The 15,674-nt window shown below is 71.9% G+C and carries 11 protein-coding genes and 1 pseudogene; 8 read left to right on the top strand and 4 right to left on the bottom strand.

Going from position 1 to position 15,674, the window contains the following annotated elements; translation table 11 throughout:
- Window positions 1-36 precede the first annotated feature (36 nt).
- The gene (locus ABZU25_RS06245) at window positions 37-537 is read right to left on the bottom strand and encodes a roadblock/LC7 domain-containing protein (RefSeq protein ID WP_355028241.1); all 501 of its coding nucleotides are present in this window, start codon (window positions 535-537) and stop codon (window positions 37-39) included.
- A 252-nt stretch (window positions 538-789) separates the two neighbouring features.
- On the opposite strand from ABZU25_RS06245, the gene ABZU25_RS06240 reads away from it, so the two are divergent.
- From ABZU25_RS06240 to ABZU25_RS06230, 3 genes are read left to right on the top strand one after another with little or no spacing between them, the layout of a single operon-like run.
- Window positions 790-1,143 carry a VOC family protein gene (locus ABZU25_RS06240; protein ID WP_355028240.1) on the top strand — a complete coding sequence of 118 codons (354 nt, stop codon included), beginning with the start codon at window positions 790-792 and terminating at the stop codon, window positions 1,141-1,143.
- A gap of 42 nt (window positions 1,144-1,185) precedes the next feature.
- On the top strand, window positions 1,186-2,451 hold the full coding sequence (locus ABZU25_RS06235; protein ID WP_355028239.1) for a deoxyguanosinetriphosphate triphosphohydrolase: 1,266 nt from the start codon (window positions 1,186-1,188) through the stop codon (window positions 2,449-2,451).
- 15 nt (window positions 2,452-2,466) lie between these two features.
- Window positions 2,467-3,297, top strand: coding sequence for a siderophore-interacting protein (locus ABZU25_RS06230; RefSeq protein WP_355028238.1), 831 nt, complete (start codon window positions 2,467-2,469; stop codon window positions 3,295-3,297).
- Between the two features lie 7 nt (window positions 3,298-3,304).
- On the opposite strand, the gene ABZU25_RS06225 is transcribed toward ABZU25_RS06230, so the two are convergent.
- The 3 genes from ABZU25_RS06225 to ABZU25_RS06215 form a co-directional block, all read right to left on the bottom strand.
- Window positions 3,305-4,510 (bottom strand): low temperature requirement protein A, encoded by a 1,206-nt coding sequence (locus ABZU25_RS06225; RefSeq protein WP_355028237.1) that lies wholly within the window; start codon window positions 4,508-4,510, stop codon window positions 3,305-3,307.
- Between the two features lie 107 nt (window positions 4,511-4,617).
- Entirely contained in the window at window positions 4,618-6,321 is a 1,704-nt protein-coding gene (locus tag ABZU25_RS06220; protein ID WP_355028236.1) for a glycoside hydrolase domain-containing protein, read from the bottom strand.
- 142 nt (window positions 6,322-6,463) lie between these two features.
- Window positions 6,464-8,065 carry a hypothetical protein gene (locus tag ABZU25_RS06215; protein ID WP_355028235.1) on the bottom strand — a complete coding sequence of 534 codons (1,602 nt, stop codon included), beginning with the start codon at window positions 8,063-8,065 and terminating at the stop codon, window positions 6,464-6,466.
- Between the two features lie 443 nt (window positions 8,066-8,508).
- Here ABZU25_RS06215 and ABZU25_RS06210 point away from each other — a divergent pair, with 443 nt between their 5' ends.
- From ABZU25_RS06210 to ABZU25_RS06190, 5 genes and pseudogenes are all read left to right on the top strand, one after another.
- A complete protein-coding gene (locus ABZU25_RS06210; protein WP_355028234.1) occupies window positions 8,509-11,577 on the top strand; it encodes a tetratricopeptide repeat protein in 3,069 nt (1,022 codons plus the stop codon).
- Between the two features lie 120 nt (window positions 11,578-11,697).
- The gene (locus ABZU25_RS06205; RefSeq protein WP_355028233.1) at window positions 11,698-12,276 is read left to right on the top strand and encodes a hypothetical protein; all 579 of its coding nucleotides are present in this window, start codon (window positions 11,698-11,700) and stop codon (window positions 12,274-12,276) included.
- A 101-nt stretch (window positions 12,277-12,377) separates the two neighbouring features.
- Window positions 12,378-14,295, top strand: a pseudogene (gene dnaG / locus ABZU25_RS06200) (DNA primase).
- Window positions 14,296-14,832 (top strand): hypothetical protein, encoded by a 537-nt coding sequence (locus ABZU25_RS06195; protein WP_355028232.1) that lies wholly within the window; start codon window positions 14,296-14,298, stop codon window positions 14,830-14,832.
- A gap of 196 nt (window positions 14,833-15,028) precedes the next feature.
- On the top strand, window positions 15,029-15,568 hold the full coding sequence (locus tag ABZU25_RS06190; RefSeq protein WP_355028231.1) for a hypothetical protein: 540 nt from the start codon (window positions 15,029-15,031) through the stop codon (window positions 15,566-15,568).
- Window positions 15,569-15,674: the final 106 nt, after the last annotated feature.

Raw genomic sequence — 15,674 nt, 5'->3', positions numbered from 1 at the left:
GCGGACCGGGGACCGGTCCGCCGCCGGCACCGACGATCAGATCGGCGGGCGCCGCCAGGTCGGCCGCGCCGAGCGGCGCAACTGCGTGGGCAGGGTCGCCATCGGGGTACGCACGGCAAGCGGCGCGTGCCCGTCCGGAACCGCTGTGGCGCCGGCACCGCCGACGCGCGTGTCCAACACCGAACCGGCCCGCCGGGCCACCGCCCGAGCCTCCTCGTGCAGCGCCTCCAGATCCTCCGCCGCCGACACGGTGACCAGGGTCAGCAGGGCGGTACGCCCCGCCGGGTAGGTCACCACGCAGCCGGCCGTCGTGCGGACCACCGACTCCCGGAACTCACCCCGCCGGACCGTGTCGGCCACCCGGTGACCGAGCCCGAAACTGGCGGCGGCCAGCGCGGCGAGGTGGGTGGCGTCGGTGCTGGGCAGATCGCTGGAGATGAGCAACCCGTCAGTGCCGGCCAGCACCGTCCCGGCGACCTCGGGTCGACGCCGACGCAGCCCGCGTAGCTCCGTCCCCACCACCGTGTCTGCGTCCACAAGCTGCTCCCTTACCGGTCGGGATCTGCGTGTCGGTCGGCTCGTCACGTTGCGCGCTGGGAACGCTACCGGTGGCCACCTCCGCCCGCGAGCCCGTAACCCAGGGCGATCGGTCCACAACTCCGGGCCGATCGGCGGTTGTGGACAATTCATCGACGCGTCGGGGGCGCGTCGGCCAGCCGTGACGGGCGTAATCTTGGCTCGCTCGCAAACGGCTGATTGCGTACGCCGTCGAACGGGAAAGGTGACTGAATGACCAGCGTCTGGGAGAGCCTCACCGTCGATGCCCGTGATCCGGCGCGACTGGCGCGCTGGTGGGCCGAGGCGCTCGGCTATCAGATCGTCACCGAGAAGCCGGGCGGCGTGGAGATCCGCCAGTCCGCCGATCGGACCCCCGCTCTCTTCTTCGGTCCGGTGACCGAGGGCAAGGAACGCAAGAACCGGCTGCACTTCGACCTGCGCCCCGCCGACCAGGAGGCCGAGGTCGAGCGGCTGGTCGACATGGGTGCCCGGCACGTCGACATCGGCCAGGGCGACGTCGAGTGGACGGTGCTGGCCGACCCGGAGGGCAACGAGTTCTGCGTACTGCGTGAGCGCGAGGAGTGAGCCGGTTTTGCGAGCCCCGCAGTCGGGAACAGCGGCGGCTGCGTGAAAAGTGAGCCGGGCGCGGCGGACGCGCGGTTGGTGCGGGAGGCGCCCAAGGACACCGGGCACCGCCGGTCACCGTACGAGCGCGACCGTGCCCGGGTGCTGCACTCGGCGGCGTTCCGGCGGCTGGCCACCAAGACCCAGGTGCACACCGCCGGCACTGACGACTTCCTGCGGACGCGGCTGACGCACTCGCTTGAGGTGGCGCAGATCGCCCGGGAGATGGGTGCCCGGTTGGGCTGCGACCCGGACGTGGTCGACGTCGCCGGGCTCGCCCACGACCTCGGGCATCCGCCGTTCGGGCACAACGGCGAGTCCGCTCTGGACCTGCTGGCCACACCCTGCGGTGGCTTCGAGGGCAACGCGCAGACGTTGCGGGTGCTGACCCGGCTGGAGGCGAAGGTGCTCGCCCCGGACGGGTCGCCCGCCGGCCTCAACCTGACCCGCGCCTCGCTCGACGCGATCGGCAAGTACCCCTGGCCGCGCCGCCCGGGGCAGCGCAAGTTCGGGGTGTACGCCGACGACACGCCGGTCTTCGGCTGGATCCGGGCCGGTGCGCCCGGCGACCGGCGCTGCCTGGAGGCGCAGGTGATGGACTGGGCCGACGACGTCGCGTACTCGGTGCACGACGTGGAGGACGGCATCCACGGCGGGTACGTCACGCTGGGCCCGCTGCTCGCGGACGCCGACGAGCGGGCCGCGCTCTGCGCCGACGTGGCCGCCGCCTACTCCGGCGAGTCCGCGGCCGACCTGGCTGAGGTGCTTGTGGACCTGCTGGCCGACCCGCTGCTCGCCCCGCTCGCCGGGTACGACGGCAGCCAGCGCGCCCAGGTCGCGCTGAAGGCCACCACCAGCGGGCTGACCGGCCGGTTCGTGTCGGCGGCGGTGGCCGCCACCGAGGAGCGCTCCGGTCCTGGCCCGCACCGCCGCTACGACGCCGACCTGGTGGTGCCGAGGCTGGTCCGGGCCCAGTGCGCGCTGCTCAAGGGCATCGCCCTGCGCTACGTGATGCGTCGTTCCGGTTTTCGGGGCCGCTACGAACGGCAGCGGACGATGCTTGCCGAGTTGGTGGCCGCGCTGCTCCGGCGCGCGCCGGACGGGCTGGATCCGATCTTCGCCCCGCTGTGGCGGGCAGCCCCGGATGACACCGCCCGACTGCGGGTGGTGATCGACCAGGTCGCCTCGCTCACCGACCCGGCGGCGGTGACCTGGCACACCCGCCTGGCCGGCGAGGGCGCACCGCCGACCGGCGATGGGCCAGCTTAGGCTAGCCTAACTGACATGACGGAACGCCCCAGGAACGTCACCTCGGTCCACGTGCTGCGCACCGAGCGGCCCACCCCGCACCTGATCCGGCTCGTCCTCGGTGGGGACGAGCTGACCGGCCTGCCGGTGGGCGAGTTCACCGACCACTACATCAAGCTGGTGTTCCCGCAGCCCGGCGTCGCGTACCCGCACCCGTTGGACCTCGCCGCGATCCGCCGGGACCTGCCCCGGGAGCAGTGGCCCCGGCTGCGCGCGTACACAGTGCGGCGGTGGGACCCGCTGGCCGAGGAGCTGACAGTGGACGTGGTGCACCACGGCGACGAGGGGTTGGCCGGCCCGTGGGCCGCCGCGCTGCGTCCGGGTGACCCGGTGCACTTCGTCGGCCCCGGCGGGGCGTACGCGCCGAGCCCGGACGCGGACTGGCACCTGCTGGTCGGCGACGAGAGCGCCCTGCCGGCGATCGCCGCCGCGTGCGAGCGGCTGCCGCTGGGCGCGCCGGCCCACGTCTTCGTGGAGATCGCCGACCCGGCGGACGAGCAGAAGCTGCTCAGCCCCGGCGCTGTCGAGCTGACCTGGCTGCACCGGGGCGACGGCCCGGTGGGTGCGGCGCTGGTAGCGGCGGTACGGGCGTTGGAGTTCCCGGCCGGTCAGGTGCACGCGTTCGTGCACGGCGAGGCGGCCTTCGTCCGGGACCTGCGCCGGCTGCTGCGCGGCGAGCGGGGCATCCCGCTCGGTCAACTGTCCATCTCCGGCTACTGGCGCCGTGGCATGGACGACGAGGGCTGGCGCTCCACCAAGGCCGACTGGAACAGCCAGGTGGCAGCCGAGGAGGCCACCGCCGCCTGAGCGCCGGTCAGCCCTCGGGCGTCTGGTTCGCCTGGCCGGCCCGGGCCAGCCGCCGGCTGACCAGGACGGCGTACCCGACGACCGCCAGGGCGAGCAGCGACAGCATCAGCCTTGGTTGGTGCACCGTCGTGGTGATCAGCGAGACCGAGACCACCCCGTACACGGCGATCGCCAACCGGGCCGCGCTCGGCCGGGTCCAGAGCCAGTACAGGGCAAGACCACAGAGTGTCCAGATCACCATCGATGCGCCGAGCAACAGCCGCAGCTCCAGCGGCAGGTGGTTGGCGTTGTCGTCGACCAGCCGGACCACCTGGCCGAGCGCCCAGCCGAGCAGCAGCAGCGCACCGCCGAGCGGAATGTGCAGGTAGCTGTACGCCTGCCCGCCGCGCAGCCGACGCTGGAGCAGGCGGGTGGTGACGAAGGTGGTGTAGACCCACCAGACGGCCGCCGGGATCAGGAAGGCCAACGCGGCGGTGAGGATCATGTGTGGCGGGGGATGGTCCGGCACCGCGAAGAGCAGGCTGGCCAGCGCGCTACCCAGCACGATGATGGTGAACTGGCCGATCCGTTCCGGCAGGTGCCGGTTGTCCACCGGCCAGCGGTTGAGCCAGCGCACCCCGACCCACGGCGTGCTCAGTTCGATGACCATCGCGACCACCCACAGCACCGGGCGCAGCTGGCTGGGCACGGTGAGCGACACCAACCAGATCAGCCAGCCCGACCCGAAGCCGATCAGGTAGACCGTCGTCACCATCCGGGCCATCGGGCTGGTGGGACGGGCGCGCAGGTAGAGCAGGAGCAGCACACCCCGCACGATCAGGTACCCGATGGGCAGCAGCACGCTCTCCGGCACCTCGTCGACCCCGAGCGTCATCGCGCCCGCGCCGACAAGCGCGACGAGCACCAGCATCCGGTGCAGCGCGTCGTCCGGATCGAACCGGGTGTCGTAGTAGACCTGCCCGATCCAGGCCCACTGGATCACCACGAAGAGTCCGATCACGGCCAGCACCGCCGTCGGCGACGGGCTCGGCTCGTTGCCCAGCCGGGCCACCACCGCCGCCAGCGCGTACACGAAGATCAGATCGAGGAAGAGCTCCAGCCAGGTGGCGTGCCGGTGGCCGGCCTCGTCGGCCTGCGGGGCCAGTCCGCGTAGCCCCATCCGACTGGTCAGCCAGTGCGGCACGTGGGGGGCTCCGGTCCGTACCCTGCGCATCTGGTCATGGTCCCCGGGCGGGCCCGGCCGGCGGGCCGGAACCGGCGAGCCGGCGGCAAAGAGGCGGGGGCCGCCGGCCGCGCCGGTGACCCCCGCAGCGATGCCGGTCAGCCGAGGTTGGCCCAGCTGGACCAGGGGCCGCTGGTGGTGGTCTGCCACATGCTGTAGAGGCTGCCGTTGCCGCCGATGACGAAGACCTGGAGTCGTCCGTCGGCGTTGGTGGCGACGGCGAGGTCGGTGCTGAGGCCGTTGCCGCCGAGGCTGGTCCAGGCGGAGAACGGGCCGTTGGCCGTGTTCTGCCACTTGTGGTAGAGCTTGGCGTCGCCGCCGATGGCGAACAACTCGATCCGGCCGTCGATCTTCGTGACGGCCTTGATGGCGTGCAGGTCGGTGCCGTCGAGATTGGTCCAGGCCGACCAGGGGCCGCTGGTGGTGGTCTGCCAGATGCTGTAGAGGGCGCCGTTGCCGCCGATGACGAAGACCTGGAGGCGGCCGTCGGCGTTGGTGGCGATGGTGAGGTCGGTGGTCAGGTCGTTGCCGCCGAGGCTGGTCCAGTCGGAGAACGGGCCGTTGGCCGTGTTCTGCCACTTGTGGTAGAGCTTGCCGTCCCCGCCGATGGCGAACAGTTCGATCCGGCCGTCCTTCTTCTTCACGGCGCTGAGCGAGCGCAGGTCGCTGCCGCCGAGGTTGGCCCAGGCCGACCAGGGGCCGCTGGTGGTGGTCTGCCAGATGCTGTAGAGGCTGCCGTTGCCGCCGATGACGAAGACCTGGAGGCGGCCGTCGGCGTTCGTGGCGGTGGTGAGATCGGTGGTCAGATCGGTGCCGCCGAGGCCGGCCCAGTCGGAGAACGGACCGTTCGGGGTGCCCTGCCACTTGTCGTAGAGCTTCGAGTCCCCGCCGATGGCGAGCAGCTCGATCCGGCCGTCCGGCTTGGTCACCGCAGTGGGTGCCTGCAGGTGGTTGCCGCCGAGGTTGGCCCAGTCGCCGAAGACGCCGTTCGCGGAGGTCTGCCAGGTGCTGTACACCGCGCCGGAGCCGCGGGTCTGGAACGCCTGCAACCGCCCGTCGGCATTCAACGCCACAGCCAACGACCGAGCGGACGGCCGGGTGCCCCACTGGCCGAAGTCGATGGCCCAGGCCTCGTTGCGGTCACACATGGCCCCGCCGATGGGCACGTTGTTCTCGACCTGCCGCAGCTGTGCCCGGCTGTCCCACTGGCCGGACGACCACGCGTACGTCTGCCAGCCCCAGCGGATCTTGCCGGCGTCGAAGAGTCCCTTGATCACGAGGTAGCCGCCGTAGGCGCCGACCCGGGCCCGGCCCAGCACCGAGGCCACCCCGTCGAAGTACGCCTTGATGGCGGGTAGCTGCGACTCCGTGGCGTCGAAGTCCACGCTGAAGTAGATCGGCTTGCCCGCCGGCATGCCACACGCCAGCGCCTGACTCTGCGCCTTGGTGGCGTTCTCCACCCCCTTCGCGTACCCCAGCAGCGCCTCGCCGGTGGTGTACTCCCAGTTGGAGACGATGTCGATGCCGGCTGCGATGAGGGCGTCCGCCTCGCCGCGGGTGAGGTTCTTGCCATCGGTGCTGTCGCTCAGGTATCGGCAGGCGAAAATGTAACCGGCGGCCTGGAGGGCGCTGATGCTCGGGCGACCCCACGAGTAGTCCACACCGCGGCGCAGGACTGTCGCGGCGGCCGGAGATCCGAAGGCCAGACCGGTGACGCCGCCCGCGGCGACGGCGGCCAGACCAGCCAGTACGCCCCGTCGGGAGATCTGGTGGGGCAGGTGCGGTGCGGAGGAGACACGCATGGGAGAAGTTCCTTTCCGAGGGCTACCGGGGCGTACGAGGGCGCGGCTCCGCCGGGGACGGGCCGGGAATCTGCGGGAGAGTGATCTGCGGTGGAGCGGGGGTCACCGGCTCGGCCGGTGACCCCCGCAGCTGTGCCAGGGGTCAGCCGAGGTTGGTCCAGGCCGACCAGGGGCCGCTGGTGGTGGTCTGCCAGAGGCTGTAGAGGGCGCCGTTGCCGCCGATGACGAAGACCTGGAGGCGTCCGTCGGCGTTGGCGGAGATGGCGAGGTCGGTGGTGAGGCCGTTGCCGCCGAGGCTGGTCCAGGCGGAGAACGGCCCGTTCGCTGTGGTCTGCCACTTGTGGTAGAGCTTGCCGTCGCCGCCGATCGCGAACAGTTCCATCCGGCCGTCGGTCTTGGTGACGGCCCTGACGGCGCTCAGGTCGGTGCCGTCGAGGTTGGTCCAGTCGGACCAGGGGCCGCTGGTGGTGGTCTGCCAGAGGCTGTAGAGGGCGCCGTTGCCGCCGATGACGAAGACCTGGAGTCGTCCGTCGGCGTTGGCGGAGATGGCTAGCTCGGTGGTCAGGTCGTTGCCGCCGAGGCTGGTCCAGTCGGAGAACGGGCCGTTGGCCGTGTTCTGCCACTTGTGGTAGAGCTTGCCGTCCCCGCCGATGGCGAACAGTTCGATCCGGCCGTCCTTCTTCTTCACGGCGCTGAGCGAGCGCAGGTCGGTGCCGCCGAGGTTGGCCCAGGCCGACCAGGGGCCGCTGGTGGTGGTCTGCCAGATGCTGTAAAGGCTGCCGTTGCCGCCGATGACGAAGACCTGGAGGCGTCCGTCGGCGTTTGTGGCGACGTTCAGGTCACTGCTGAGCGCACTGCCGCCGAGGCTGGTCCAGTCGGAGAACGGACCGTTCACAGTGCTCTGCCACTTGTGGTAGAGCTTGCCGTCCCCACCGATGGCGAACAACTCGATCCGGCCGTCCGCCTTCGTCACCGCAGTCGGCGACTTCAGGGCGTTGCCGCCGAGGTTGGCCCAGTCGCCGAAGACGCTGTTGGGGGCGGACTGCCAGGTGCTGTACACCGCGCCGGAACCGCGGGTCTGGAACGCCTGCATCCGCCCGTCCGCGTTCAACGCGACCGACAGCTTCGTGGCCTGCGGCTTTGCGGGAGTCGACGGGGAGGCGATCAGACCGGTACGCCGGATCGGCTTGAAACTCGACAGGTCACCCGCGCTGTTGAAGCCCAGGTTGTCGAAATTGCTCTCGTCTTTCGGGTTCTGGACCGTCTCGCCGGTGTTGTTGAAGGAATAGACGTACGCGCCCTTGCCGTGGTCGTTTCGATCCGCCCAGAACGCGAACAGTTCCATGTGGCCGGTTCGCACCATCGCGTCGCCGGGCTGCCAGTCGTCCCTACTGGCCAGGGTGAACCAGCGGGAGTTGGACCCCTGGAAATCGTTGGTGTTGTAGTCCCAACCGTCCGACTTCTTGTCCAGGTGCCAAACCATGGAGACCAGTCCGGAGCAGTCCCGGCGGTACTTGTGGGAACCCTCGTCGTCGGACGCCGCGACGCCCTGGTCCTGGGTGTACGTGATTCCGCGGTCCACCCAGTTCTGGGCACGGCGCATGATCTCGCCGCGGTCGATGGGGCCATCGATCGTGGATGCCTGGGCGGGGGCCGGCGACAGGCCGACCAGCCCAGTGGCGATCATGGCCAGTGCGGCGATGACGCTGCTCGCTCGGCGAGTACGACGGAAGCGTGACTGCAAGGCTCTTCCCTTCGAGGTGAATGGGTTTCGGGTGGTGACGACCGGACCGGAATGCATCGAGACCCTTGGCTGGAGCTGACGCGTCCGGTTAAGATCCGCGACGCAGGCGTCACCGTGGGTTCCGTCCGCAGTGGTCGGTCCCAGGTGGTCCTGCTGTGCGGTTGTCGGCCGGCAACCTTCCCTTCTGATGAGGAGGACACAAGAGCCGTGGCACCCCGCTGAGTGGTGTCGCGTGCTGTTCGGCGGTGGCTGGCTGGGGAGACCCTCGCAGCCGGATCCGGTAGCGAACCTGTACGGATTCTTGACAACTGGAGCGGCCCGTTCCCGGGCCGTGTAGGCACTACGGGCGCGGGGGCGAAGCCGTGGAACTACGTATATTGGGTGACCTGCAGGTTGTGGTCGACGGGCGACCTGTGGAGCTAGGTCCGCCGAAGCAGCGACTGGTGTTCGCCGCACTCGCCGTCGACGCGGGTCGAAGCGTGCCGATCGAGGCGCTTGTCGATCGGGTCTGGGACGAGACGCCGCCAGCCGACGCACGCGGCGTCCTGTACACCTACCTGACCCGCATCCGGCGAATCCTGGCCACCGCTCGGTCCGCCGAGACGGTGCCGATCACCGTGGGTCGCAGTCAGACCGGCTACCTCCTCGCCGCCGACCCGGACCGGGTGGACCTGTACCGGCTGCGCCGCCTCGCCGAGCAGGCGCAGGGCCTGCCGGCGGAGCATCCGGACCGGCCGGCTCTGCTCGGGGCAGCGATCGACCTGTGGCGCGGGGAGCCCCTCGACGGTCTGCCCGGCGACTGGGCGTCCCGGGTCCGGGAGGGGCTGCGTCAGCAGCTCACCCGGGTCCTGCTCGACTGGGCCGACAGCGAGATCACCAATGGCCGGCCCGGCCCGGTCACCGAGCGGCTCACCCTGGCCATGGACCGAAGCCCGCTCATCGAGCCGCTGGCGCTGAGCCTGATGCGGGCCCTCTACTTCAACGGACGCCGAGCCGAGGCGCTCGAGCTGTACGCCCGGACCCGCGCCCGGCTCGCCGACGACCTGGGGATCGACCCGGGCGCGGACCTCCAGGACCTGCACCGGGAGATTCTGCGCGGCACCCTGCGGCCACCGGCGGCGCTCGCGACCGCCGCCCCGACACCGTCCCCGGCGCAGCCGTCGGCCGTCGTGCCGACGCCGGTCGAGACCGAACCGGAGCCACCGCAGCGCACCAGCGGGGGACCCGGTTGCCAACTCCCGGCCGACCTGCCCGACCATGTCGGTTGCGAATCGGAGATCGCCCGCGCGCTGATCGTGTTGCAGCCCGAGAGCACCGCCGCACCCGTGCTGATCCTCTCCGGTTTGGGTGGGGTCGGGAAGACGGCACTCAGCATCCGACTGGCGTATCTGCTGCGGCACGCGTACCCGGATGGTCAGATCTTCGTCACCCTCAGTGGTCGCGGCCGTGACCCGGGGGAGGCGATCGACAGGGTGCTGCGGGCCCTCGGCGCCACCAACATCCACCAGCTCCCCACGCTGGCGGACAAGCTCGGGCAGTACCGGGCCATGCTGAGCGGGCGACGCTTCCTCATCGTGCTCGACTCGGCGGTCAGCGCCGAGGAGGTCCGGCCCCTGGTGCCCGGCGGCCCGGGCAGCGCCCTGATCGTGTCCAGCCGGGCCCGGCTGACCACCGTCCCCGGTGCCGAACACATCGAGGTGCCGCTGCTGGAGCAGACCGACTCGGTCCACCTGTTGAATCGGATCATCGGGCCGCACCGGGTGGCGGCGGAGCCGGAGGCGACCGACGCGCTTGTCGAGATGTGCGCGGGGCTGCCCCTCGCCCTTCGGATCGTCGGCGCGCGGATCGCGGCGCGACCGCACCGCCGGATCGCCCGCCTGGCCGAGCGGATGCGGGACGAACGTGGGCGGCTCGACGAGATGGCCGCGGACGGGTTGGCAGTGCGGGTCAGCGTCGGGGTCGGCTACCAGGCGCTCGACCCGGCGGCCCGCCGGGCGTTCCGGCTGCTCGGCTTCCTCGGGGTGCCGAGCTTCGCGGAGTGGCTGGTGGCGGCGCTCATCGGCGGCTCGGTGGACGATGCCGAAGAGCTGTTGGAGCAACTCGCCGACGCCCGGCTGGTGACCGCCCTACCCGACCCGACGCACCGGCTGCTCCGCTACCACATGCACGACCTGGTCCGACTGTTCGCCTGGGAACGCGCCGTCGAGGAGGACGCCGACGAAGCGCTGCGCGCCGCTGTGGCCCGGGTCCTGGCAACGGCCACCGAGCTGGGGGAGCGGCTCAACCAGCGGCAGCCGTACGCCGTTCCGCCGCTCTACCGACAGACGCCGCTGTCGGTGGACGTGCCGACGGTTCCGCTCCCGGCGGACCACCAGCTACCCGGCTGGCTGGAGGTCGAGGCGTCGACACTGATCGTCGCGGTGGAGCGGGCCGCGGAGCTTGGCATGGACGTGGCGGCGTGCGCGCTGGCGGACGCGTTGGTCTATGCGTCCTTCGCGGTTCGGAACGACTTTGTCGGCTGGGGGCGCACCCACGCGGCGGCGTCCGCTGCGGCACGGGCCGCCGGGAACGCCGTCGGCGAGGCGGTGATCGCCTGCGGTATCGCGCTGCTGCGCTACAAGGAGGACCGGTTCGTCGAGGCCGAACAGAATTTCCGGAGCGCCATCGAGCTGTTCGAGGCGGCCGGTCACGAGCACGGGTCGGCGGCGGCGCGCAGCGGGCTGGGTGCCGTGCTGCGCGAGGTCGGCCGGCACCGGGAGGCCGTCCCGTTGTTGACCGCGGCGGCCGACGTGCTGAACCGGATCGGCGGCGACAACGCGGCTGCGCACGCCACCTACGGGATCGGACACTGCCTGCGTGAGCTGGGCGACGACGATGAGGCGGTGCGCCTCATCGGCCGAGCCATGGAGGCATACCGGGCGCTCGGTCACGTCCGGGGCGAGGCCATCGCCGCTCGGGGGATCGGCCTCGTGCACCGGGCCCGGGGTGAGCTGGACGACGCGCAGCGCTGGAGTGTCCGGGCCCACGAGCTGATTGTGGCGAGCGGTGACGAGCTGCTCGCCTGCTACACCGAGCAGGCGCTGGCGAAGGTGTGGTTCCGGCAGGGGGACGTGGGCCGGGCACTGGCACCGTTGGAGCGCAGCCTGGCGACGTGCCGCCGGCTGAATGACCGGTTCGGCACGGCGCTGGTCCAGCGAACCGTCGGTGAGCTGCACCTGGCGGCTGGGCGGCCAGAGGCCGCCCTGGAGGCCCTCCGGCTGGCCCATGACGGTTGGGTCGAGCTGCACCATGATCTCGGCGCGGCACGTACGCTGCGCGACCTTGGCGCTGCGCATGCCGCGATGGGTGACGTCGCGTTGGCGCACCGGGTGTGGGAGACCGCTGCGGCGACCTTCCGGCGGCTCGGCACCCGGGAGGCCCGCGAAGCGCCGGGCTGGCACGAGCGGTGGTGGTGCGAGTGCGCCGCGACATCCCTGGTGGGCCCGACCGTGACCGGTGCGCAGCTGGTCTGAGAAGCCGGCGACCTGCGCTTCCAGGTTTCGTCAAGACCAACCCCAGGCCGCCTGCCTAGCGTCGGACCAGCACCGGGCATCACCCCCCGGACGGCAGTCCGACGCGAGGGAGAAATGATCATGACGATTCGACGCAGTGGCGCGTGCCTGGTGGCGGCGGTGGCGCTTGCCCTGCCGGCGGCCGGATGCGCGCACGACGAGCGCACCGGCGGCGCGGCGGGTGCTCCCGCGCCGACCTCGTCGGAGCTGGTCGCCGCGCCGGAAGCGACCGCTCCCGGACCGCAGGCGACCGCCACGACCTCCGGCGTCCCCGCGCCACCGGCTTCCGCCTCGGCTCGGCCCGGTGCGGGAGCCGGCCGGGCGGTCGACCCGGCCCCGACCACCACCGGCCCGATCCGTCTGGACGACGAGCAACACGTCACCGACACCCCGTCCTGCCGCCCGGAGGTCCTGCTCGCGGCCACCAAGGCGGCCCTGACCGGGCAGACCGTGCAGGACGTGGCGGTGTTCTCCTGCCGCAACGGCTACGCCCGGTTGATGGCTGTCGCCCCGCCGCCGGCGGAGATCCCCGACGGCCAGGTGTTCCTGCACCAGGACGCCAAGGGCTGGCGGGTCGTCGCGCGTGCCTCGGCAGCCACCGACTGCGGCGACACGAGCCTCACCGCCGCCGTCCAGACGGCCTGCGCCGGCCTGGCCTGACCGCGCGGGGGCCGGCACGCGGGCCGGGACCGCCCAGCCGGCAGCGGTGGCCGCCACACCGGCATCCCCCGGCCGGCGTGTCGTCGGTCCGGCAGGGCAGGATGTACGCCGAGGGGGTGGCGCATGGCTGGGCGGATCCGGGACGAGGACATCGCACTGGTCCGGGAACGCACCTCGATCGGGGATGTGATCTCCGAGACGGTCACCCTCAAGTCCGCCGGTGGCGGCAACCTGAAGGGCCTGTGCCCGTTCCACGACGAGAAGAGCCCGTCGTTCAACGTCTCGCCGGCCCGTAACGTCTGGTACTGCTTCGGCTGTGGGGCCGGCGGCGACGCCATCAAGTTCCTGATGGACGCCGACCACCTCAGTTTCGTGGAGTCCGTCGAGCGGCTGGCCGGCCGCGCCGGCATCCAGCTGCGCTACATCGAGGACGACAAGGGCACCCCGCGCCCCCGCCCGCAGCAGGGTCAACGGCAGCGCCTGGTCGCCGCGCACGCCGCCGCTGTCGAGTTCTACCGGGCGCAGCTCAGCACGGCCGGGGCCCGGCCGGCTCGGGAGTTCCTGGCCAAACGGGGCTTCGACCGGGCCGCCGCCGAGCGCTACGGCTGTGGCTTCGCGCCGGAGGGCTGGGACCTGCTCACCAAGCACCTGCGCCAGCAGGGTTTCACCCATCAGGAGCTGGTCACCGCCGGGCTGTCCCGGGAGGCCCGCTCCGGCAGCCTGATCGACAGGTTCCGCCGCCGGCTGCTCTGGCCGATCCGCGACCTCGCGGGCGACGTGATCGGCTTCGGCGCGCGCAAGCTCTTCGACGACGACGACGGCCCGAAGTACCTGAACACCCCCGAGACGCCGATCTACAAGAAGTCGCACGTGCTCTACGGCATCGACCAGGCCAAGCGCGAGATCGCCAAGCAGGGCCGGGCGGTGATCGTCGAGGGTTACACCGACGTGATGGCCTGCCACCTCGCCGGGGTGACCACGGCGGTGGCGACCTGCGGCACCGCCTTCGCCGCGGACCACATCTCCGTCCTGCGGCGGCTCCTGTTCGACAGCGACGAGGTGGCCGGCGAGATCATCTTCACCTTCGACGGTGACGCCGCCGGCCAGAAGGCCGCGCTGCGGGCCTTCGAGGACGATCAGCGGTTCGTCGGGCGCACGTTCATCGCGGTCAGCCCGGACAACATGGACCCGTGCGATCTGCGGCTGGCCAAGGGTGACCTGGCCGTGCGGGACCTGGTCGCCCGGCGGGAGCCGCTCGTCGACTTCGCGCTGCGGCACGTGATCGGCCGCTTCGACCTGGACACCGTCGACGGCCGGGTCGAGGCCATGCGCCACGCCGCGCCGCTTGTCGCGCGACTCAAGGACCGGGAGAAGCGCCCGGAGTACGTCCGCAAACTCGCAATGGACCTGGGGATGGAGATCGAGCCGGTGCAGCGGGCGGTGCTCGCCGCCGCCAACACCCCGCCGCCCGGCACCCGCGACGCCGGCTCTGGCGGCCGCGACGCCGCCGCCCGGCCCGCCTCGGCTCGCCCCGAGCCGGCCCTGGACAGCCCGCTGTCGATGGTCGAGCGGGAGGCGCTGAAGCTCGCCCTCCAGCAGCCGGTCCTGGCCGGGCCCATGTTCGACGCTGTCGAGTCGACCGAATACCGCCACCCGGTGCACGCCGCGGTGCGTACCGCCATCGCGACGGCCGGTGGGGTCGCGTCGGCGACCGGCGGCGCGGTGTGGATCGAGTCGGTCCGGGACGCGTGCGACGATCTGGCCGCGGCGGCGCTGGTCGGCGAGTTGGCGGTGGAGCCGCTGCGCATCGACGGCGAACCGGACCCGCGTTACGTGTCGATCACCATGGCCCGGGTGCAGTTCGGGTCGGTGACCGCCCGCATCCGGGACCTCAAGTCGCGCATCCAGCGGATCAACCCGGTCAACAACAAGGACGAGTACTTCGCCGCCTTCGGTGAGCTGCTGTCCCTGGAGCAGCACGCCCGGGCGCTGCGCGAGCAGGCTGCGGGAGGCCTCTAGATGGGACTGTTCAGCCGCAAGCCGAAGCTGCCACCGGCCGACCGGCCGCCGCTGGCCCCCGACGAGCGGGTGCTGGCCTGGGCGGCCGCCGGCAACGGCGAGGGCGACGGGGTGGTGGTCGCCAGCAACCTCGGGCTGTGGCTGCCCGGTCGGGGGCACCGGCTCGGCTGGGACACCATCCTCAAGGCGGTCTGGTCCGGGCGGCAGTTGACCGTCACGCCCGCCGAGACCGTCGTCGAACGCGACGGCTACACGGTGGTCGCCGACGGCCCGGCGGAGACCTACCTCCTGCTCGACCCGGGTGAGCTGCCGCACCAGGTGCGGGCGCGGGTGACCCGTTCGGTCGCGTACACCGAGCACCAGCCGGTGCCCGGCGGCGCGGCCCGGGTCGCGGCCCGCCGCGTGGCCGGGGCCGACGGTCTCACCTGGACGGTCCGACTCGACCCCGGCAGCCCGGCGGACGACGAGGCCCTGCTCGCCGAGACCGACCGCCTGGTCGGCGTGGCCCGCGCCGCCACCGCCCCCGGTGACCTCTGAGCCGATCTCCGGTCCCGCTGAGCCGGGGCGGAAGTGGGTGGGGCGTGTCGGACCTGGCCGCTGGCGTCGGGTGGTGACTTCGGGGCGAGCACTCATTCAGGCTCGGCCTGAGGGTGGGCGATGGTGGAACGCGGGCGACAGGTCGACGGGGCCGCCGTAAGGTGACCGGCGGCCTGTCGTACCCCGAAGGAGCTTCATGTCCGATCTGGTGACCGCCGACCGACGTCAGGCCGGGCTGACCGCCCTCTATCTGGGCGTCTTCGCGATGGTCTGGTTCAGCGTGCCGGCGGCGCAGCAGCCGCTGCGCGCCCTGCTCGTGGTGGGCAGCATCGTCGCACTGCTCACCGCCGTGCTGGGTGGGGTGCTGTCGGCCCGCCTCCGTGGCGTCGGCAGCCCTCGGGACCGGGCGGCCGACCGCCCGTACCTGCTCATCGTCGTCGCCGAGTTCGCCGCCGCCGGGCTGGGCGCCGCCGTGCTGGTCGCCGCCGACTGGACGGAGTACGTGCCGGTGCTGGTCTGCCTGGTGGTCGGTCTGCACTTCTTCCCGCTCGCCCCACTGCTGCGCGACCCACTGCTTCGTCCGCTTGGCATCGCGCTGTGCCTGGTGGCGGCGGCGGGGCTCGTCACCGGCCTCACCTCGGCGGTCTCCGCCGGTCTGGTGGTCGGCGTCGGCGCGGGCGTGCTGCTGCTCGGCTACGCGGTGCAGGCGCTGATCCGCGCGTACCGGCCGGCCTGACCGGCGAAGACCGCCGAGGTCGACCCGGTCCGCGCCGAGTACGTCCGTCAGATGGTCGAGGTATGGGAGTCGCCGTCTGAGCCGAAAATACCTACCTGAAGGTTGA

Source organism: Micromonospora sp. NPDC005215 (assembly GCF_040607915.1).
GTDB lineage: Bacteria > Actinomycetota > Actinomycetes > Mycobacteriales > Micromonosporaceae > Micromonospora.
The sequence above is the reverse complement of the archived record's forward strand: the minus strand, read 5'-3'. Positions and strand labels throughout refer to the sequence as shown.

Bases quoted from the DNA above. Each gene is read 5' to 3' on its own strand.
- ABZU25_RS06225 (WP_355028237.1), bottom strand. From the start codon at position 4,510: ATGCGCAGGGTACGGACCGGAGCCCCCCACGTGCCGCACTGGCTGACC.
- ABZU25_RS06220 (WP_355028236.1), bottom strand. From the start codon at position 6,321: ATGCGTGTCTCCTCCGCACCGCACCTGCCCCACCAGATCTCCCGACGG.
- ABZU25_RS06205 (WP_355028233.1), top strand. From the start codon at position 11,698: ATGACGATTCGACGCAGTGGCGCGTGCCTGGTGGCGGCGGTGGCGCTT.
- ABZU25_RS06240 (WP_355028240.1), top strand. From the start codon at position 790: ATGACCAGCGTCTGGGAGAGCCTCACCGTCGATGCCCGTGATCCGGCG.
- ABZU25_RS06195 (WP_355028232.1), top strand. From the start codon at position 14,296: ATGGGACTGTTCAGCCGCAAGCCGAAGCTGCCACCGGCCGACCGGCCG.
- ABZU25_RS06230 (WP_355028238.1), top strand. From the start codon at position 2,467: ATGACGGAACGCCCCAGGAACGTCACCTCGGTCCACGTGCTGCGCACC.
- ABZU25_RS06190 (WP_355028231.1), top strand. From the start codon at position 15,029: ATGTCCGATCTGGTGACCGCCGACCGACGTCAGGCCGGGCTGACCGCC.